Annotated in this window: 22 protein-coding genes and 1 tRNA gene; 20 read left to right on the top strand and 3 right to left on the bottom strand. The window is 31.2% G+C overall.

Annotated features, from left to right (window positions below):
- Positions 1–112: 112 nt before the first annotated feature.
- The 4 genes from racE (at position 113) to AST02_RS05490 (ending at position 2321) form a co-directional block, all read left to right on the top strand.
- Positions 113–907, top strand: coding sequence for a glutamate racemase (racE, locus tag AST02_RS05505; RefSeq protein WP_069816318.1), 795 nt, complete (start codon positions 113–115; stop codon positions 905–907).
- A gap of 17 nt (positions 908–924) precedes the next feature.
- On the top strand, positions 925–1506 hold the full coding sequence (locus AST02_RS05500; RefSeq protein WP_069816316.1) for an XTP/dITP diphosphatase: 582 nt from the start codon (positions 925–927) through the stop codon (positions 1504–1506).
- Positions 1506–2015 carry a YfcE family phosphodiesterase gene (locus AST02_RS05495; RefSeq protein ID WP_069816314.1) on the top strand — a complete coding sequence of 170 codons (510 nt, stop codon included), beginning with the start codon at positions 1506–1508 and terminating at the stop codon, positions 2013–2015. Before AST02_RS05500 ends, AST02_RS05495 begins: the two co-directional genes overlap by 1 nt.
- 232 nt (positions 2016–2247) lie before the next feature.
- Positions 2248–2321: transfer RNA gene (locus tag AST02_RS05490), tRNA-Arg, on the top strand.
- 319 nt (positions 2322–2640) lie between these two features.
- On the opposite strand, the gene AST02_RS05485 is transcribed toward AST02_RS05490, so the two are convergent.
- On the bottom strand, positions 2641–3666 hold the full coding sequence (locus AST02_RS05485) for a DUF4352 domain-containing protein (RefSeq protein WP_069816313.1): 1026 nt from the start codon (positions 3664–3666) through the stop codon (positions 2641–2643).
- A 684-nt stretch (positions 3667–4350) separates the two neighbouring features.
- Here AST02_RS05485 and AST02_RS14065 point away from each other — a divergent pair.
- The 7 genes from AST02_RS14065 to AST02_RS05465 all read left to right on the top strand — a co-directional run bounded on the left by AST02_RS14065 (position 4351) and on the right by AST02_RS05465 (position 10563).
- Complete coding sequence (locus tag AST02_RS14065) at positions 4351–4458, top strand: putative holin-like toxin (protein WP_081332988.1); 108 nt, start codon at positions 4351–4353, stop codon at positions 4456–4458.
- A gap of 303 nt (positions 4459–4761) precedes the next feature.
- Complete coding sequence (locus AST02_RS14520; RefSeq protein ID WP_226957524.1) at positions 4762–4950, top strand: hypothetical protein; 189 nt, start codon at positions 4762–4764, stop codon at positions 4948–4950.
- A gap of 568 nt (positions 4951–5518) precedes the next feature.
- The gene (locus AST02_RS05475; RefSeq protein ID WP_069816311.1) at positions 5519–6259 is read left to right on the top strand and encodes an SDR family NAD(P)-dependent oxidoreductase; all 741 of its coding nucleotides are present in this window, start codon (positions 5519–5521) and stop codon (positions 6257–6259) included.
- Between the two features lie 448 nt (positions 6260–6707).
- Positions 6708–6815: a putative holin-like toxin gene (locus AST02_RS14060; RefSeq protein WP_081330575.1), complete on the top strand. Its 108-nt coding sequence runs from the start codon at positions 6708–6710 to the stop codon at positions 6813–6815.
- Positions 6816–7115: 300 nt separating this feature from the next.
- On the top strand, positions 7116–7223 hold the full coding sequence (locus AST02_RS14055) for a putative holin-like toxin (protein ID WP_081325319.1): 108 nt from the start codon (positions 7116–7118) through the stop codon (positions 7221–7223).
- A gap of 314 nt (positions 7224–7537) precedes the next feature.
- Positions 7538–8371, top strand: coding sequence for a glycerophosphodiester phosphodiesterase family protein (locus tag AST02_RS05470; RefSeq protein WP_069816309.1), 834 nt, complete (start codon positions 7538–7540; stop codon positions 8369–8371).
- Positions 8372–8679: 308 nt separating this feature from the next.
- Positions 8680–10563, top strand: coding sequence for a glycosyltransferase family 2 protein (locus AST02_RS05465; RefSeq protein WP_069816307.1), 1884 nt, complete (start codon positions 8680–8682; stop codon positions 10561–10563).
- Positions 10564–10626: 63 nt separating this feature from the next.
- Here the strand turns inward: AST02_RS05465 and AST02_RS05460 are convergent, their stop codons facing one another.
- Entirely contained in the window at positions 10627–11184 is a 558-nt protein-coding gene (locus tag AST02_RS05460; RefSeq protein ID WP_069816305.1) for a GNAT family N-acetyltransferase, read from the bottom strand.
- 380 nt (positions 11185–11564) lie between these two features.
- Between AST02_RS05460 and AST02_RS05455 the strand changes: the two genes are divergently transcribed.
- The 4 genes from AST02_RS05455 to AST02_RS05440 all read left to right on the top strand — a co-directional run bounded on the left by AST02_RS05455 (position 11565) and on the right by AST02_RS05440 (position 12889).
- A complete protein-coding gene (locus tag AST02_RS05455) occupies positions 11565–11699 on the top strand; it encodes a beta-class phenol-soluble modulin (RefSeq protein ID WP_069816303.1) in 135 nt (44 codons plus the stop codon).
- 45 nt (positions 11700–11744) lie between these two features.
- Positions 11745–11879: a beta-class phenol-soluble modulin gene (locus AST02_RS05450; protein WP_069816301.1), complete on the top strand. Its 135-nt coding sequence runs from the start codon at positions 11745–11747 to the stop codon at positions 11877–11879.
- 42 nt (positions 11880–11921) lie between these two features.
- On the top strand, positions 11922–12056 hold the full coding sequence (locus tag AST02_RS05445; protein WP_069816297.1) for a beta-class phenol-soluble modulin: 135 nt from the start codon (positions 11922–11924) through the stop codon (positions 12054–12056).
- A gap of 146 nt (positions 12057–12202) precedes the next feature.
- Positions 12203–12889 carry a YjjG family noncanonical pyrimidine nucleotidase gene (locus AST02_RS05440; RefSeq protein WP_069816295.1) on the top strand — a complete coding sequence of 229 codons (687 nt, stop codon included), beginning with the start codon at positions 12203–12205 and terminating at the stop codon, positions 12887–12889.
- A 219-nt stretch (positions 12890–13108) separates the two neighbouring features.
- Here the strand turns inward: AST02_RS05440 and AST02_RS05435 are convergent, their stop codons facing one another.
- Entirely contained in the window at positions 13109–13549 is a 441-nt protein-coding gene (locus tag AST02_RS05435; RefSeq protein WP_021338686.1) for an N-acetyltransferase, read from the bottom strand.
- A 280-nt stretch (positions 13550–13829) separates the two neighbouring features.
- Between AST02_RS05435 and bshC the strand changes: the two genes are divergently transcribed.
- The 5 genes from bshC (at position 13830) to AST02_RS05410 (ending at position 19621) form a co-directional block, all read left to right on the top strand.
- Positions 13830–15443 (top strand): bacillithiol biosynthesis cysteine-adding enzyme BshC, encoded by a 1614-nt coding sequence (bshC, locus tag AST02_RS05430; RefSeq protein WP_069816292.1) that lies wholly within the window; start codon positions 13830–13832, stop codon positions 15441–15443.
- Positions 15444–15592: 149 nt separating this feature from the next.
- Positions 15593–16024 (top strand): division/cell wall cluster transcriptional repressor MraZ, encoded by a 432-nt coding sequence (gene mraZ, locus AST02_RS05425; RefSeq protein WP_002507941.1) that lies wholly within the window; start codon positions 15593–15595, stop codon positions 16022–16024.
- A gap of 15 nt (positions 16025–16039) precedes the next feature.
- Positions 16040–16975 carry a 16S rRNA (cytosine(1402)-N(4))-methyltransferase RsmH gene (gene rsmH / locus AST02_RS05420; RefSeq protein ID WP_069816290.1) on the top strand — a complete coding sequence of 312 codons (936 nt, stop codon included), beginning with the start codon at positions 16040–16042 and terminating at the stop codon, positions 16973–16975.
- Between the two features lie 14 nt (positions 16976–16989).
- Positions 16990–17400 carry a cell division protein FtsL gene (ftsL, locus tag AST02_RS05415; RefSeq protein WP_021338689.1) on the top strand — a complete coding sequence of 137 codons (411 nt, stop codon included), beginning with the start codon at positions 16990–16992 and terminating at the stop codon, positions 17398–17400.
- On the top strand, positions 17381–19621 hold the full coding sequence (locus AST02_RS05410; RefSeq protein ID WP_069816286.1) for a penicillin-binding protein: 2241 nt from the start codon (positions 17381–17383) through the stop codon (positions 19619–19621). Before ftsL ends, AST02_RS05410 begins: the two co-directional genes overlap by 20 nt.
- The last annotated feature ends 89 nt before the right edge of the window (positions 19622–19710 follow it).

Raw genomic sequence — 19710 nt, 5'->3', positions numbered from 1 at the left:
ATTATATCTGTATAACAAAAAATAATATTGTATTTCAGTCTTGATAAATGATTTTGAAATCAAGGCTGTGCTACAATAAAGGACAAGCAAATGAATAAGGATGTAATTGAATATGGAGAAACCAATTGGTGTAATAGACTCGGGTGTCGGTGGATTAACAGTAGCAAAAGAAATCATGCGCCAACTACCACACGAAACAATTTATTATTTGGGTGATATTAAACGTTGCCCTTATGGCCCAAGAGAAGGCGCAGAAGTTAGGAAATTCACAACAGAATTAGCTGAAAAGCTGATGGAATTTGATATAAAAATGCTTGTTATTGCTTGTAATACTGCTACTGCAGTTGCTTTAAAACATTTACAAAAATTATTAGCTATTCCAGTCATTGGTGTCATTGAGCCAGGTGCGAGAACGGCAATTATGACAACAAAAAATAATGATGTTTTAATCTTAGGTACAGAAGGTACAATTAAATCTGAGGCTTATAGATATCATATTAAAAATATTAATCCTAATGTAGAGGTTTCTGGTATTGCATGTCCTGGCTTTGTTCCTTTAGTTGAAGAAATGCGTTATAAAGATCCTACAATAACTAGTATTATCGTGCATCAAACATTGAAACATTGGAGGAATAGTAATGCAGATACTGTTATATTAGGTTGTACGCATTATCCGTTACTCTATCAGCCAATAAACGATTATTTTGGTGGCGAAAAAGTGGTGATTTCTTCTGGTTTAGAGACAGCACGTGAAGTAAGTGCACTATTAACGTTTAGTAATGAACATGCTGCTTATACAGCCCACCCAGAGCATAGATTTTTTGCTACTGGTGAAACAGAGCATATCGAACGAATAATTGAAGAATGGTTAAATATGGAAGCGAAAGTAGAAAAAATTGAAGTATAGAAAGAGGGAACATCATAGTGGAGGATATTGTAATTGCATCAAATAATAAAGGTAAGATAAATGATTTTAAAGTTATTTTTCCAGATTTTAATGTCGTAGGTATTTCTGAAATTATTGAAGATTTTGATGTAGAAGAAACTGGTGATACTTTTGAAGCCAATGCAAAATTAAAATCAGAAGCAGCGGCAAAAGCATTAAACAAACGTGTGATTGCAGACGACAGTGGACTTGAAGTATTTGCTTTAAACGGAGAGCCAGGTGTATACTCGGCTCGATATGCTGGCACAGCTAAAGATGACGATGCTAATATAGAAAAAGTGCTTTCCAAATTAGGCGGGGAAACAGATCGTAGTGCACAGTTCGTATGTGTGATTAGCATGAGTACGCCGAATGAAGAAACAGTTCAATTTAAAGGCACAGTACAAGGAAAAATCACATTAAATAAAATTGGAGAAAATGGATTTGGTTACGATCCGATATTTTATATAGATGACAAGAATAAAACAATGGCTCAGCTCACTGTTGAGGAAAAAAGTGAAATAAGTCATAGAGGTAGAGCAATAGAGCAGTTACAACACTATTTAGAAGGTGATGCTTAATGACAAAATGGATTATAGTCAGTGACAATCACACTGAACAAGGCGTGCTTTTTGATGTCATCAATCATCATGAAGATGCAGATGTTGCATTGCATTTAGGCGATTCTGAATTTGCTTATGATGATAGTGAACTAAGTCATTTTCATAGAGTGAAAGGAAATACAGATTTTTCTCCAGAATTTCCAAATGAAGAAAAAATAGAAAAAAATGGCATTCATGCTTTCTCCACGCATGGTCATTTATATAGCGTTAATCGGACAAGAATGAAATTAGCTGAAAAGGCTACGGCGCTAGGTTGTAAATTTGCTTTTTATGGTCATACACATGTAGCAAAATATGAAAATATTGGCGGCGTTCATGTTATCAATCCTGGTAGTATTTCACAATCACGAAGCCGAGTTGAAGAAACTTATGCAGAGCTATTGATCAATGAAGAAGAACAAAGCGCAAAATTAAATTTCCGTAATCGAAATCACGATATAATTGATAGTGAAACATTTAGTATATAATATGATTAGTGCATATTCGAGTCATTATGAATATGCGCTCTTATATATTATTAAAAAGAATAAATAATTAATATGGCAGTTTCAGCGGTTGTTTTAATTTAAATTTCAAAAAAAGTATGAAAATAAGATAAAAGGTTTATTATAGTGAAAAATCATATTTATTTTTAATGCTTGGAGTATTGCTTTATTAGGCTAAGTTAGATATAATTATTCTTGTGTTCAAAAAGAATATGTCCTGGTAGCTCAGTTGGATAGAGCAATGGCCTTCTAAGCCATCGGTCGGGGGTTCGAATCCCTCCCAGGACACTAAGAGAATAAATTACATATTATTCAAAAAAGAACTCCGTTGCGACGGGGTTCTTTTTTTAGGTTCTTTTTCAAAGAGCTAAAAAGATAAATATATATAGGGATACGATAAATGACCAAAAAAATACCAGATGAATTAACATCTGGTATAGTGGGATTTAATTTGAAATGAGTTACTTTATAGAGTGGGAAGTGGAATGGTTATCACGAATTGTTACTTATAATATATCAAATATTTCAAGCATATTTAATTTTATATTTAAATCACTAGGTGCTTTTTAATAAAAATATATAGGGATTTAAGAACTTCCCTTAAATATTATTCTAATTCATTTGATTGCATATCTGTTTTTTCATAATTCGACTGAGGAAAATCATCATAAAAATTAGTATCTTCGTCAATCCATGATGTGTTAATTTCATCTAGTTCTTGATTATAAAAATTATCTGTGCGTTCATCTACTTCAGTCTTATTTTTATCTTGTTCTGATTGTGAGTTAAGTTCTGAGTTAAAACTATTGTTTTCTTTTTTGGTAGGACTTTCGACTTGACTACGTGGGTTATTATCAGAGGTTATATCAGAATCTAAGGTTCTATTGTTGGTAGTTTGGACTAGTGAATTTCTTTCATTAGATATATTCATAACTGAATTATTTAATTCCTGTTCATTTTGATTATTCATTGCGATTTCTTTAATATTACCCAAATCAAAAATTACGCTTTTAATACTGAAGAAACTAGAAGAGACTTCTAATTTATTGTTTTTAGCTTTAATAATTTCAGAAGAAACATCAAAAACTACTTTTCCTTCTGTGATACTATCTGGATTTACCTGTTCAAGGAAGAAAGAATTTTGTATAGATCCATCTTCGCTTTGATTGGCAGAGATAGAAGCTTGAGAATCTGCTTCTAATGATTTTTTACCTGATTTTAACTTAAACATATTACTATCAATAGTTAAAGCAGTATTCCCTTTATTCTTAATTTTCACATCTACAATGATAAAAGTATCTTTAGGTGTTGTAGGTAAAATAGAAGGACCGACCTGTTTAGCAGTTTCAACATTATTAACTGTTACTTCTAAGTTTCCATTTTTAACAGTTTCTCCTAATTTATATATTTGTTTTTTATCGCTATCGCTATTATCACTAGATGTTGTTTTTTCATCATTATTTACAAAAATGGCTGTACATGCTGAAATTCCAATAATAATTAAAACAATTAAAATTAGAGATCCTCCACAACCAATAAGCCAATTTTTTCTTTTTTTACTAGCTGTGTACTTCTGAAATGCTTGGTATTTTTCCCATTCTGATTGAGATATTTTTTCTTGATGTTGTTTCATTCTAAGTTGCTCCTTTGCTTCTAAAATATATACTAAAGCATAAAATATGCTGAGTATTAAAGAACAATTCTCCCAATAACTCTAAAGTTGTTATTATCTTTTACATAGATGTACTCATAATAAGGATTAAAAGATACCAATTTCTAGTGTTATTATTAAATACGACTTTGTTAATTAATGCTGCATTATTTAACAGGACTAAAGCAATGGTATTGTTAATAACTTGATTTTGCTTATTAATGAAAAGAGTAGCTATCTTTATCCAACATTAAGTCCTTCATTAACTAACATACGACCAGCTATTTAATTCAACTTATATTCCTTAATTTTTTTAATGTATTTTATACTTTTATTGTATATTTTAATTTTAAATAATGCAACGAGATAATGAAATAAAGGCTGGAATTATAAATTTTATCTAAATGAAATACTTGTTTAGGAATAATTATAAGAAACTAAGTGATGAAGATTTGAAAGACATAAAGGATGAATTGAAAACACAATAAACAGAGTGATATGATGCTCAAAATGATGGATGAAATCAAACAAGATTTGAAGAAGTAGTAAAAAGAAATATGATAAAATAAGAGCGAGCAAGTTGGATAGATGGTGGCTAATCTCAGTATAAAGTGAGGTGGTGCTTATGAAAGTACTGTTAAAATCTTTAGAAAGGAGACGCCTTGTGTGGTTTCAATTGTAGAAGCGCTACACTTAATGTTAGGTTTCGGTATGTTCATCGTTACCTTGTTAGGTTTAGTGGTTACAATTGTCAAATTAAACCATAAAAAATAACCTTCTATTCGCTTTGGCTGGCAGTAGAAGGTTATACTATAACTAGATACAGAGGCCACCGTCTTTTTAACGGGCTCACTAGGGCGATACACGTATGGTGTGTTGCCCTTTTTCTATCTATAAATTACCACAACACAAAAATATTATCAATTGTTTAAGTCGGCATAGTCATGTCGGCTTTTTATTTTAAGGAGGAAAAAGTACGAATGCAAAAGTAATAGTAATCGTAAGAGTATTAAGTTTAATTTTTGTTTACACAATAAAACATAAGCTCTATTGTGTTCATCAGGTGCTTATATGATTATGAACCAAAACACACTTGGTGAATATAAATATGAATCTAACTACTGTAATATATCTAGAGAATATCTCAAACCACGTATACCCAAAGGACAAGACATGGTTAAGTGGGCACCATTCGTTACAATGCCTGAACAATATGAAATGTTAAATCAATTTAAACAAGATCAAAATAAAATAGATATACACTAAATGATGATCAGTGGAACGATTTAAACGATACTTTAATATTTAAAATGTATCATGATCCATCTATAGAATTACGATATTTTGTTGATGGCTTATATTTAAACTAAAGAAGGTTATATGCACAGAGTAGATGCATACACACAAATACTACATTTTTATGTAGATATAGTATTAAGTAAGGTTAATTTGAAAGATATTGTGGAGATAAAATAGTTTAAAAAACTTGAAGAATTTGAAAATAATTTATATTCTTCAAATCGAAATTGCGTAATGAATGTGTTCAAAGAAATCAATCAAAAGATAAATAAAATATTCGAAACCAAAACATTTTAAAGTATGTCTAAAAATTTTGATATATGAAGTCAATCTGTAATTTATCTAAGTACTAGGAGATTATATATCAGAAAAGGTAAATTCATTGAAATTGAGAACTATAAAAATACACAAATCTAAACAAAATAAGTAAGTAGTTTTTAGTCTGAAAGCCAATAAAGCGATAATGTTTGTATTTAGTTCAAAAGGGAAATTATTAAATGTTTGTAACGTTAATATGAAAAGGGGATTTTAAAGTATGGATAACCCAAAGAAAGTACTAGTAACAGGTGCTACTAGGGGAATGGGAAAAGAAAGTTCAAAAGTATTAGCGGAGAAAGGCTATCATGTTATCTTAGGTGCTAGAAGTTTACAAGATGGTCAATCTATTGTGAAAGAATTAAAGTTAAAAGGCTTGTCCGTGACTACAGTTCAACTAGATGTTACTGATATTAACTCTGTACAGAATGCAGCTCGAGAAATAAACTCTTTAGATGTTTTAATTAATAATGCAGGTATAGCTTTAGAAGCGTCAAGTCCATCTAAACTTGATGTCACTAAAGTGAAAAATGAGTTTGATGTTAATGTTTTTGGAGTTATGAATGTAACTTCAGCAATATTACCGTTACTCAAAAAAGTGAAAGAAGCAAAAATCATTAATATGTCTAGTATGATGGGGTCTCTTAATTCAGCTTTAGATAAGGATTCAATCGTATATGGTGCAAGTGTCGCTGGTTATCAATCATCAAAAGCAGCTTTAAATATGTATTCTATTCAATTATCAAAAGAATTAGAAAAAGAAGGCTATGATATCACTGTAGATTTAGTTGATCCTGGAATGGTAGCCACAGAATTTGGAGGTCTAGACCCAGAAACTGCTAAACAAATGGGAGCAAACTCAATTGATGTAGGTATCAAAAGAGTTATTGATTTAATAGAAAAAGGTAAAAATATTAAAAATATAACTTTTACAAATAATAATGACGTTGTTCCTTGGTGATTTTGTGCTTTTCTTTACTATTATGACTAGATAAATATCATTTTAAACTCACCTAATTGAATAGGTGGGTTCAATTAGGTTTTACGATAATTTTTGTATTTTTTGGACTCTATATATAAATTTTCAGTTTTTATACTTACTGTATTAGAATCACACATTGATTTTTGTATAGTAACTAAAAGTTTTTTACTTTCGAAAAGATAGGTATTATAAAACTTGTTGAAATAGGATAGTTGCGACGGGGTTCTTTTTTAATCCTATACTTATCAGTTTGAAATATTTTGATCATAACGCAGTGAAAAAAGGTCATTAAAAGTAATGGTCAGTAGATTAGAAAATATAGTAAAATAAGAGCGAGCAAGTTGGATAAATGGTGGCTAATCTCAGTATAAAGTGAGGTGGTGCTTATGAAAGTGCCGTTAAAATCTTTAGAAAGGAGATGCCTTGTGTGGTTTCAATTGTAGAAGCGCTTCACTTAATGTTAGGTTTCGGTACTTTCATCGTTACCTTATTAGGTTTAGTTATTACAATTGTTAAATTAAACCATAAAAAATAACCATCTCTAACTTTGACCGAGTTTGATGGTTATTTAATCATTTATTAAACGAGGCCACCGTCTTTTTAACGGGCTCACTAGGGCGATACACGTATGGTGTGTTGCCCTTTTTCTATCTATAAATTACCACAATATAAAAATATAATCAAATTCTATAGGTCGACAAAAGTAATAGTCTATAGATTAAAAATATAGTAAAATTAGAGCGAGCAAGTTGGATAGATGGTGGCTAATCTCAGTATAAAGTGAGGTGGTGCTTATGAAAGTACCGTTAAAAACTTTAGAAAGGAGACGCCTTGTGTGGTTTCAATTGTAGAAGCGCTTCACTTAATGTTAGGTTTCGGTACTTTCATCGTTACCTTGTTGGGTTTAGTTATTACAGTTGTTAAATTAAACCATAAAAAATAACCATCGCTAACTTTGGCCGGTTAAATGGTTATTTTTATATAAATTATCATTTTAAAGCCACCGTCTTTTTAACGGGCTCAGTTGGGCGATACACTTAAAGTGTGTTGCCCTTTTTCTATCTATAAATTAACACAACACAAAAATATTATCAATTGTTTAAGTCGGCATAGTCATGTCGACTTTTTATTATGAGGAGGAAAAAGTATGAATGTAAAAAAAGTATGATATGGTATATTAAATATATGGATAATACAATATAATTAAAGAATTAAGAAAAATGTATTTTTTATAGTTTTTTAAAACAAAGTGGGGCGATGTCAATTAAGAGAGAATCATTTTATACATATGTTTTACCTGGGATCATTCTGATTATTATAGTATCTATAATAATCTTCATACCAAAAGTTAAAGGCTATGAAGGTACTGAAAAGAACCCTTTAATTATTGCTCATAGGGGTGCTAGTGGTTATGAACCTGAACATAGCTTTCCAGCATATAATAAAGCGATTCATGAAATGAATATTGACTATTTGGAACTGGATCTACAAACAACTAAGGATAATAATTTAGTCGTTATGCATGATGAATCAATAGATAGAACTACAAATGGAAAAGGTAAGGTAGAAGACTATACAATTGAAGAGCTAAAAAAATTGAAGTTAATAGATAAGAAAAATCGAAATTTGGAGGTTCCAACCTTAGATGAGGTTTTAGACCAATATGGTAACGATGTTAAATACTATATTGAGTTAAAAAACGCTAAAGATAATCCTAATATGGCACATATTACGGTAGAAAAATTAAAAAATAAAAAGTTATTTAACTCTAAATACATCGTTATACAAGCGTTCGATGATAAAGCTTTAAAAAAAATTAAAAATGAGAATGAAAACATACCATTGGTCAAATTGATTGATGATAATGAATTAAGCAAATTAGATAATAATATGTTAGAAAGTATAAGTAGTTATAGTTATGCAGTTGGAGTTTCGCATAAAAAAATAGATCGTAAGCTTATAGAAAGTGTTGAAAACAATGCTATGCAAGTACACGCATTTACTGTAAACAGTAGGAATGACTATAAGTCCTTGAAAAAAATAGGAGTGAAAGGTTTTTTTACAAATTATGGAGATGATATTGTAAAGTAATTAACAATAATAGACGCTATAAATATAAAGAGGATGCGTATTTCAATTATAATTTCCATTGCATTAAATACTTGAATGATAAGTATTTAAAAATAATTCCATTTAAAGTGTTGTGTATTACCATTTTATGTTATTTTTAGGTAGTAGTTTTTAAAATATTAATAAATACATAACGAACGATTTTTATACATATTTAAGAATTTAACGACTTATAGAAATAAGTAGGGATTGTTTTTTTATAAAAAATACTTAAGTAATCATTTATATTATATAATGAATACTAAATCATCTAAAAGGGGAATTAGGAATTGGAAAAATTGCTGTCTATCATTGTACCAGTGTACAACAAAGAATTATTTCTTAATGAATGTATAGAATCAATTGGGGCATTAAATATTAAAGAAGATAAAATTGAAGCGATATTTGTAGACGATTGTTCTAGTGATAACTCATTAAAAATAATTGAAGGATATAAAAATAAATACAGTTTTTTAAAACTCATTAAATTAGAAGAGAACACGGGTAGTCCTGCTGAACCTAGAAACGTAGGCATTAAAAATGCGAATGGAAAATACATAACTTTTCTTGATGCAGATGATTGGTTAGATTCAACTGGTTTGCCGACGCTATTAAACCAAGCTGAAGAGAATAATTCAGATGTTGCGTTTGGACACAGTATTAAACATACAGATAAAGCAATTAGCAAATTAGGAAGATTTACTTCATATAAAGTTGCAAATAATTTAGTACCATATGAAATTAATAAGATTTTTAGAGCTGTAGGACCACCAGGTAAAATTATTAAAAGAGATATCATTATTGATAATAATATAGAATTCAAGCATATGAAATTTGGTGAAGATAAATTGTTCTTTATCAATGCAATTTCTAAATGTAAAACAGCTTCTATGAATTCAACGCCTGTTTATCATGTGAATAGATATTCATATAATCAATCACTTGTAGGTGAAACAAATATTATAGAAAAAACACATTTTAATTTATTGGTACTACAAGAAGTGTTGAAATTGGATATACCTAAGCCAGCAGAATTTCAATCATTAAGTCGACTTGTTGAAGTAGATTTCGTTTCTAGATTATTTAATAATAGAAGATTTGTAAAAAGTGAAAATAAAGATGTATTCTATAGTCTATTTCAACAAATGATAGATACTTTAAATGAACATGATAAAAATGTTGAAGATTATATCATTGGAGATAAATATAAAAATATTTATCAAATGCTTATAAATAAAGAATATGAGAAACTTTTTGACTTTATCGGCATGCTATTAAAAGGTGGAAAAGCAGATAGATATGTGAAAGATAATCAAATTCACTTTTTAATGCCTGAATCTGTAAAAGATTATTTACCAATGAAAGAAGAACTATTTGCTGTTTATGAAGGCACGCATCTTATTGATGATGAATTAAGAGAAGTTATAAGAGTTTATAAAGCTCCAGAAACTACAATTAATCAAGTGTTACTTACTGAAATTAATTATGAGCTCAACGCAATCGAAGTTGAATTCTCTGAAGATGAGCATCGATTATACGTAAAAACTGAAGATTTAAGTAAGTGCAATTTTGACTTTAACATTAATTTAATTCACGATAACTATAAGAAGTATACAATTAACATGAATTTACCTAACGCAACGCAGACGCTCAAGCTTAATAGACAAAATTTTAAATCTGAATTTATTGTGAATGATAAAAAATCTGGAAAGACAGAGGCGCCTAATAAATATTTCACCTATAATCCAATAACGATTGGTATAGCGAAAAAGGTCAATTTATATAAAGATCTGGAGTTTAAAGAACGCGCAGATGTTAATGTTGAAATAGGTGAGATAATAGAAATTAAAGACATTGGCTATACTAAAAAGAATACACCAAGACTTATCACAGTGGATGGATTAGTGTTAACAGCCAATCAAAAGTTTATTTATCGTGTTGCTACTAGTAAAGCCAATAAATATATTTATGAGAAACCTGAAACAGTAATGATTACAAAAGATTGTAAGGAATATCAAAATAGGGACTTTAGTGGTGAAGTTTTGACAGAGCTTAAGGTTAATGAAAAAGTAGCTATTCAAAAAGTAGTGGCATCTTCAAAGGGTACGCCACGACTTAAAACAATGAATGGTACATTTATAACCGCAAATAGAAATTTTGTTAAAGAGGTTTAAATTGAAAAGGAACAGTGACTTTATAGAGATTACTAGAAGATTCCAATTTTGGAGTCTTCTTTTTTAATGTTTACCTTTATTGATTAAATTACTTTTAAATTCGTCGTATAAGATGCTCATATATAAGTCGGTTTCATAATTTCCATTTATATATGAACCTTCACGATCACTACCTTCAATTATAAAACCTGCATTTTTGTAAGAATTTATAGCTCTATAATTATATGAAAGGACTCTTAAATAAACTTTATGGAGGCCTAAGTCATTAAAGGCATATTCCAAAATGTGATGTGTTACTTGAGTACCAATTCCTCCATTCCAAAACTGTGGATTAAATATACCTATTGCAAAATTAGCTTTATTATTTGTTTCATCTAAAGTTAAACGAGCTTGTCCAATAAATAAATTGTCATAGTCAATAACCCATTCATATGGGTTAGCCATAATTTTCGCGATTAATAATTTAGCACCAGATTCTTGCTTTTCAGTTTCTGAATTTATTTTAGAGCCATACATTCTTAAAAGCTCTTCATTAAAAGGGACTGAGAGATAATCTTCAATGTCACTTGCTTGAGCATCTCTTAAACTTAGATGGTTATTAATTTTAAGCACTGCTTTCATAATGATCCTCCCAATCTATTCAGATAGTCTGTTGAATTTATTTATATCAGCATACTACAAATTAATTGTGATTATACATTAATTTTAAAAAGTTCTGATAAAATCAATGCTTTTCTAACAAAAAATTAATAATTCACCAACATTATGAAAAGTTATTTAATTGTGTGAAATACAATTAAGGATTCATAACTGTTTCAAACTAGCAATTAAATAACAGATACAGCAATTTTTTGATTAAGTAAGGAATTTCGAACAATATAATCAAGTATTATCTTATATTATACATAATAAGTGATACACAAATAAAAAGTATTTTATAAGTATCACTTTAAACATAATTTTCAGTCAGAGCAAATATTATTTTATAAGGAGTGTTTACAATGGAAGGTTTATTTGAAGCAATTAAAAATACAGTACAAGCTGGTATTGCAGGAGATGGCATGAAAATTGGAAGTGGCGTTTTAGACATCATTTCTAATGGGTCAGCATTAATTTCTCAAGCATTAGGATTTTAATCTAAGTAGATTTTAAAAAATAATACTTTAAAGGAGATAATCAATATGTCAGATTTATTTAACGCAATAAAAGAAACAGTACAGGCAGGAATTGCAGGAGACGGAGTTAAATTAGGGACAAGCATTGTAGATATCGTATCAAGCAGTGTAGGTCTATTAGGACAATTATTCGGATTCTAGTAAAAATAAATTATAAAACTTATAAATAGAGGAGAGATTTTTATGTCTAAATTAGCAGAAGCTATCGCAAATACTATACAAGCAGCACAATCAGGTAATGGTGTAGAATTAGGGACTAGTATAGTAGATATTGTATCAAGCGGTGTCGGATTATTAGGTCAATTGTTTGGATTCTAATTATTAAAATAGGAAGTAGTGGTCAAGGTGATAACCTTGGCCATTTTTTTGTATGTTCAAAATGTGTATACTGTTATTGAGTGAATAAAAGCAATAAATGTATTCAATTGTATTAATGAATATGTATAAAAAGAGGGGGAATAAAAATGAATTCTAAAAGTCTACTCATAGATTTTGATGATACAATCGTAGATTTTCATGATGCGGAATCACATGCATTTTTCAAAATGGCAGAAAAATATAAATTGATCGCTAATCATGACGATTTAAAAACCTTTATGAAAGTGAATCAAGCGCATTGGGAAGCTTTTCAAATTAATAAGTTAACGAAGGAAGAGGTTCTAAGTAAGCGATTTGAAGTATATTTTGATTTACATGAAATGACCGTGGATGGTAAAGAAGCGGATTACATATTTAGAGATGAATTAGCGAAAGCACCAATAAAATTCTTTCCTAACACAGTTGAAACTTTAAAGTATTTAAAACAAAATCATGATTTATATATTGTGACGAATGGTGTGTTAGAAACGCAAGAGCGCCGTATTGCGAAGGCACAGTTTGGTCAATTATTTAAAGGTGTTTTTGTTTCAGAACAAACAGGTTACCAAAAACCAATGCCTGAATTTTTTGATTATGTATTTAAGGAAATTGGTGAAGACAAACGAGATAATGCCATAATCGTCGGAGATTCTATGACATCAGATATTTTAGGTGGTAAAAATGCCCAAATTGGCACGTGTTGGTTTAATCCTAGAAATAAAATAAATGAAACTAATATCAAACCAGATTATACAATAAAATCACTCAATGAATTATTAATTTATATGAAATAAAAAAGGGGCAGGAATACGAAATTAAATTGGATTTCGGATCCCCGCTATTTTTTGGATAACTTAAAGAGGATTCCAAGAGTTGAAGCAGTCGTAAAAAACTACGCGTCTACCTTAATGTAGACGCGTAGTTTTTTTAAAGCTGAAAACAAATGCATTTAGCATCAGACTGCTAATGAAAATAAAACAACTGAGACATATGTTTTATCTTTCGTACTCTTTTTATGGTGTCCAAACTAGAACATCATGTCCATCTTTGTTTACTGCATTTACATCTTTGAATCCTTGTTTAATAAAGAATGCTTTAGATTGGTTACGAGCAATTACTTTAATAGGAAGTCCTTGTTTTTTTGCAAAATCCAACAACTCTTTACCGTAACCACGATTCTGAAAGTCGTTTAATACTTCTAATTTCCACAATACGTTGTAATCGTCGAAATCAGGGAAGTAGACTTCTTCAACATCGCCTTTACGATACAATGCCATTCTTGCGCCTAATCTATCTCCGATTTGAATACCATAAAAAGGTGAATCTGAACTCGCATCTATCATTTCTCCACGAAGTTCATCAACCATATACAAATCTTTGTTGCCGAAGTTTCTAAAATCTTCGAATAATTCGTCTGTTTTATAATTTATATCAAGACGTTTTACGTTACTCATAGCGTCTTCCCCCTTTGTACTATTATATTTTATTATACCTTATTTCTAATGATATTTCACAAAAATGACGACGCGAAACATACTGTTAAAGTAGACTGTATACAATGCTTATTTCAAATACATAAACACACTTTTTTTAAATTTTTCAAAAATCGTTTATTATAGTATGTGCATTGAATTAAAAAGTAAAAAATACAGGTTATTTTAAGCCGTTAAATTGTCAATATAGTACATAAACTTTATACTGATTAGGAATAGAGTAACATAAGGAGAATTACGAATGGATTGTATGACTAGGAAACTTAACGAAAAAGATCAATTTATTTCAAAAATTAAACAAAGTGATTCAACACTAGCTCAGTTTTATCATTTAGATGCAATGGATAAGAATAACTATAAACAAAGACTTCTAAGTGAAAATAATGGAAGAGAAGTTGCATTAGCGCAAGTGATTGAAAATTATATGAGTGATTTATCTTTGACTGAGGAACAAGAAAGTAATATTAAATTATTAAGTGATGGCGCAAAAGTAATTGTTGGCGGACAACAAGCAGGTTTATTTGGTGGACCTTTGTATACATTCCATAAAATATTTTCTATTATTACACTAAGTCAACAACTATCTAAAGATTATAATAAACATGTCGTGCCTGTGTTTTGGATTGCAGGGGAAGACCATGATTTTGACGAAGTAAATCATACTTATGCATATAATAATCAAGATGCTAAGTTACATAAAATCAAATATCATACGATGGAGCCACCAGAAGCAAGTGTCTCACATTATAATCCTGATAAAGCTCAGCTCAAGGAAACTTTGAATCAATTTTTCCAACAACTGAATGAAACTGAACATTCACGACCTTTAATTGAAATGTGTCGTAATATTATTGATGCACATGATAGTTGGTCCGATATGTTTAAAGCATTGCTACATGAAGTATTTAAAACATATGGTTTATTATTGTTGGACGCTAATGATCCTGAACTACGTCGATTAGAGCAACCGTTTATCAGAAAAATTGTGGAAAACCATCTTGATGTTGATGCAGCCTTTAGAAAAACACAAGCACAAACAACAGCAAGTGGTTTGGAGCAAATGATTCAAACAGACACAAATGTGCATTTGTTTTTACACGAAGATAATATGAGACAATTACTGACATTCAAAGAGGGTCAATTCTATTTGAATAAATCAGATAAAACAATGACGCTTCAAGAGGTTTTAGATATAGTAGATTCAGAGCCGGAAAGGTTTTCAAATAATGTGGTAACAAGACCTGTTATGGAAGAATGGTTATTTAACACTGTTGCCTTTATTGGTGGACCAAGTGAAATAAAGTATTGGACCGAATTAAACGATGTGTTTAGAACATTGGATGTTTCAATGCCAATCGTCTTACCACGCTTACGAATTACTTATATTAATCACAGAATTGAAAAATTAATAGCACAATATCAACTGGATAAAAACCAAATTATCGAAAATGGAATTGAAGATGCTAAACAAAAATTTGTTAGAGCACAAGCATCTCAAACATTCATTGATCAAATTGAATCAATGAAAGCACAGCAAGAAACACTATATCAATCGCTAAAAGCAGAAGTAAAAGGCAACAATGATAATACATTGTTATTAGAAAAAAATAATTCAATTCATCAAAAGCAATACGACTATTTGATAAATAGATATTTATTAAATATTGAACGAGAAAATGAAATTAGCATGAAACATTTCAAAGTATTAAGTGGTACACTTCATCCAATGGGAGGGTTACAAGAAAGAATATGGAACCCTTTACAAATTATGAATGATTTTGGGATGAATGTGTTCAATCCCTCCACTTATCCACCACTTTCTTACACTTTTGATCATATTATAATAAAACCTTAGAGACAGTAAGGGTGCACCCGATTCATCTTTTTGATGAATCGGGTGTTTTTTTACGTTGAATAAGAAATTATGGTTATATTTGTATAATTAGTGGAGGATAGTGGTGAGATGTGGTAAATTATATATATGAGAAGGTGAGGTGATTATAAATGTTCATGGGAGAATACGAGCATCAGTTGGATACAAAAGGACGTATGATAGTGCCTTCCAAGTTTCGCTATGACTTAAATGAACGTTTTATAATCACTCGAGGCCTCGACAAATGTTTGTTTGGCTATACTTTGGAAGAATGGCAAATTATCGAAGAGAAGATGAAGACATTACCAATGACTAAAAAGGACGCACGTAAATTTATGCGTATGTTCTTCTCGGGAGCCGTAGAAGTAGAGCTGGATAAACAAGGGCGTATTAACATTCCGCAAAACTTGCGACAATACGCTAACTTAAGCAAAGAATGTACAGTAATAGGTGTCTCAAATCGTATTGAAATTTGGGATAGAGGAACTTGGAACAGTTTCTATGAAGAATCTGAAGATAGTTTCGAAGATATTGCTGAAGACCTGATTGATTTTGATTTTTAATAGGAGGAGTTAAATTTGTTTCATCATGTCAGCGTTATGCTTAAAGAAACCATTGATTATTTAAATATTAAAGAAGATGGTGTCTATGTCGACTGTACATTAGGTGGCGCAGGGCATGCCCTCTATTTATTAAATCAATTGGGTGACGAAGGTAGGCTTATAGCAATCGACCAAGATACAACAGCGATTGAAAATGCTAAAGAAGTTTTGAAAGAACACTTACATAAAGTGACCTTTGTCCATAGCAACTTTAGAGAATTAACTGAAATTTTAAATGATTTGAATATTGAAAAAGTAGACGGCATCTACTACGACTTAGGTGTGTCCAGTCCGCAATTGGATGTACCTGAACGTGGGTTTAGTTATCATAACGATGCCAAATTAGACATGCGAATGGATCAAACACAATCGTTATCAGCTTATGAAGTTGTAAATGATTGGCAATTTGAAAAATTAGTCAGAATCTTTCATCGATATGGCGAAGAAAAATTTTCAAAACAAATTGCGCGTCGTATAGAACAGAACAGAGAACAAAAGCCAATCGAAACAACGTTAGAACTCGTTGATGTAATAAAAGAAGGTATACCTGCAAAAGCTAGGCGAAAAGGCGGACATCCTGCAAAAAGGATTTTCCAAGCAATTAGAATTGCAGTGAATGATGAATTATCTTCATTCGAAGATTCACTAGAACAAGCGATAGGTGCAGTAAAAATTGATGGTAGAATTTCAGTCATAACTTTCCATTCATTGGAAGATAGATTATGCAAACAGATGTTTCAAGAATATGAAAAAGGTCCAGATGTTCCACGGGGATTGCCAGTCATACCTGAAGCGTACACGCCTAAATTGAAACGCGTTAACCGTAAACCCATTACCGCTGCTGAAGAAGATCTAGATACAAATAACCGTGCGCGTAGTGCGAAGTTACGTGTTGCAGAAATATTGAAATAAGGAGTGAATGATGAGTGGCAGTAGAGAAGATTTATCAACCTTATAATGGATCAGAACAACAGATTCCCGAATCACAACCGAGGAAACAACCTAAAACGCAACCTAAAACCAAAACCGTAAAACGCAAAGTAGTAGTTCAACTTACAAAGTTTGAGAAAATGTTATACATAGGACTTATAACAGTAATTGCTTTAATAAGTATTTATATGCTATCTTTAAAAATGGATGCGTATGATACTCGAGGGAAAATTGCAGATTTAGATACTAAAATCGAACAACAATCAAGTGAAAACAGCGCAATAGAATCTGAAATTAAAAAGAACTCTTCATATGAACGCATTTACGATAAGGCAAAAGACGAAGGAATGAGCCTTAAGAACGACAATGTAAAGGTAGTGCGTAATAATGGCGAAGCGAAAAATTAGATTTAAAAAACCGAACTTTCTAATTAAACAAAGTAAAATAGGGGCAGTCCTACTCGTTCTCGGATTTGGACTGCTCTTTTTTACGTTGGTTTTAAGATACTCATATATTATGTTGACAGGGCACTCTTCCGGCGAAGATTTAATAATGAAGGCAAACGAAAAATATTTAGTCCAAAGCCAAGAGCAACCTGAACGTGGAAAAATATATGATCGTAATGGAAAAGTACTAGCAGAAGACGTAGAAAGATATAAAGTCGTTGCTATTGTTGATAAAAAAGCAAGTGAAGGCAGCGAGAAGCCGAAACATGTTACAGACAAAAAAGAAACTGCGAAGAAATTAGCGACAGTGATAGATATGTCTGAGGAAGATATTGAAAAAAGGCTGGATAATAAGAAAGCATTTCAAGTTGAATTTGGACAAAAAGGTTCTGATTTAACCTATCAAGAAAAAGAAAAGATAGAGAAAATGAATCTACCTGGTGTCACGCTCTATCCAGAAACTGAACGTTTCTATCCTAATGGTAACTTTGCGTCACATCTTATTGGCATAGCACAAAAAGACCCTGATACTGGGGAATTAAATGGTGCTATGGGCGTTGAAAAGATATTCGATAGTTATTTATCAGGACAAAAAGGTGCGTTATCTTACATTCATGATATTTGGGGCTACATTGCGCCAAATACAAAAAAAGAGAAAACACCACAACGCGGTGATGATGTCCATTTAACTATAGATTCCAACATTCAAGTCTTTGTTGAAGAAGCACTAGATGGAATGGTTGAGCATTATAAACCGAAAGATTTATTTGCTGTAGTCATGGATGCAGATTCAGGTGAAATTCTTGCATACAGTCAACGACCTACGTTCAACCCAGAAACTGGCGAAGATTTTGGTAAAAAATGGGCGAATGATTTGTATCAAAATACGTATGAACCAGGTTCCACATTTAAAAACTTTGGTTTAGCGGCAGCAATTGAAGAAGGAGAATTTAAACCAGATAAAAAATATACGGCAGAACCAAGAGAAGTCATGGGATCGAAAATTTCCGACTGGAACAAAGTAGGTTGGGGAGAGATACCAATGTCACTTGGTTTCACATATTCTTCAAACACCCTAATGATGCATTTACAAGATTTAGTTGGCTCAGATAAGATGAAAGAATGGTATGAAAAATTTGGATTCGGTGAATCAACGAACGGTATGTTTGATGGTGAAGCTACTGGTGATATCGCATGGGATAATGAAGCACAACAAAAAACATCTGCATTTGGTCAATCAACGACTGTAACACCAGTACAAATGTTACAAGCGCAATCAGCGTTCTATAATGAAGGTAATATGTTGAAACCGTGGTTTATAGATAGTGTATCTAATCCTGTAAGTAATGATACTTTCTACAAAGGTGAAAAAGAAATCGCTGGTAAACCAATCAAAAAAGATACGGCTAAAAAAGTACGTACTGAAATGGATAAGGTTGTTAACAGCGAAGACAGTAATGCTAAAAACTATAAAATCGATGGTTATGAAATAGAAGGTAAAACCGGAACAGCACAAGTAGCAGATTCAGATAATGGTGGATACGTAGAGGGTGAAAATCCATATTTCGTAAGCTTTATCGGTGATGCACCAAAAGATGACCCTGAAGTTGTTGTTTATGCTGGTATGAGTTTAGCTCAGAAAAATGATCAAGAAGCATATGAAAGTGGTGTAAGTAAGGCCTTTAAACCAATTATGGAGAACACGTTGAAATATCTGAATGTCGGTGATAAAAATTCGAAAGACAAATCAGATGTGAAATACAGCAAAGTGCCAGATGTTGAAGGTCAAGAAACACAAAAAGCACAAGACAAAGTGAATAGTAAATCTCTAGAACCTATCGTTATAGGTGACGGTGAGAAAATCACAAAACAATCTGTTACTGCAGATAAAGAGGTATTGCCTAATAGTAGAGTGCTATTATTGACTGATGGCGATGTTACGATGCCAAATATGTCCGGTTGGACTAAAGAAGAAGTCATTGCATTTGAAAAGCTCACGAATACAAAAGTAACTACCAAAGGTAGCGGATTTGTTTCTGAGCAATCTATAACAGAAGGTCAAAAGATAAGTAAAAAAGATAAGATAGAAGTAACGTTGTCTTCTGAAGAAATAAATGGAGAAACAGCTGATGACGAATCAAAATCTAAAGACAATGAAGAAAACAAAGAAGATAAAGAATAAATTTATTTAGCACAACTTCTGATTTCAATTTTAACTCATGTTAGAATATTTGTTTCATGATTATGAGGTATTCAAAAATAGTAGCTTGT

The organism is Staphylococcus equorum (assembly GCF_001747895.1).
In the GTDB taxonomy this organism is placed as follows: Bacteria; Bacillota; Bacilli; order Staphylococcales; family Staphylococcaceae; genus Staphylococcus; species Staphylococcus equorum_A.
This window is presented reverse-complemented; position numbering and strand designations above follow the sequence as displayed.

Coding starts and splice junctions, on each gene's coding strand:
- racE (WP_069816318.1), top strand. CDS start 113: ATGGAGAAACCAATTGGTGTAATAGACTCGGGTGTCGGTGGATTAACA.
- AST02_RS05435 (WP_021338686.1), bottom strand. CDS start 13,549: ATGAGTAACGTAAAACGTCTTGATATAAATTATAAAACAGACGAATTA.
- AST02_RS05455 (WP_069816303.1), top strand. CDS start 11,565: ATGGAAGGTTTATTTGAAGCAATTAAAAATACAGTACAAGCTGGTATT.
- AST02_RS14520 (WP_226957524.1), top strand. CDS start 4,762: ATGAACCAAAACACACTTGGTGAATATAAATATGAATCTAACTACTGT.
- AST02_RS05440 (WP_069816295.1), top strand. CDS start 12,203: ATGAATTCTAAAAGTCTACTCATAGATTTTGATGATACAATCGTAGAT.
- mraZ (WP_002507941.1), top strand. CDS start 15,593: ATGTTCATGGGAGAATACGAGCATCAGTTGGATACAAAAGGACGTATG.
- AST02_RS05470 (WP_069816309.1), top strand. CDS start 7,538: ATGTCAATTAAGAGAGAATCATTTTATACATATGTTTTACCTGGGATC.
- AST02_RS05450 (WP_069816301.1), top strand. CDS start 11,745: ATGTCAGATTTATTTAACGCAATAAAAGAAACAGTACAGGCAGGAATT.
- AST02_RS05460 (WP_069816305.1), bottom strand. CDS start 11,184: ATGAAAGCAGTGCTTAAAATTAATAACCATCTAAGTTTAAGAGATGCT.
- AST02_RS05475 (WP_069816311.1), top strand. CDS start 5,519: ATGGATAACCCAAAGAAAGTACTAGTAACAGGTGCTACTAGGGGAATG.
- AST02_RS05485 (WP_069816313.1), bottom strand. CDS start 3,666: ATGAAACAACATCAAGAAAAAATATCTCAATCAGAATGGGAAAAATAC.
- bshC (WP_069816292.1), top strand. CDS start 13,830: ATGGATTGTATGACTAGGAAACTTAACGAAAAAGATCAATTTATTTCA.
- AST02_RS05495 (WP_069816314.1), top strand. CDS start 1,506: ATGACAAAATGGATTATAGTCAGTGACAATCACACTGAACAAGGCGTG.
- AST02_RS05410 (WP_069816286.1), top strand. CDS start 17,381: ATGGCGAAGCGAAAAATTAGATTTAAAAAACCGAACTTTCTAATTAAA.
- AST02_RS05445 (WP_069816297.1), top strand. CDS start 11,922: ATGTCTAAATTAGCAGAAGCTATCGCAAATACTATACAAGCAGCACAA.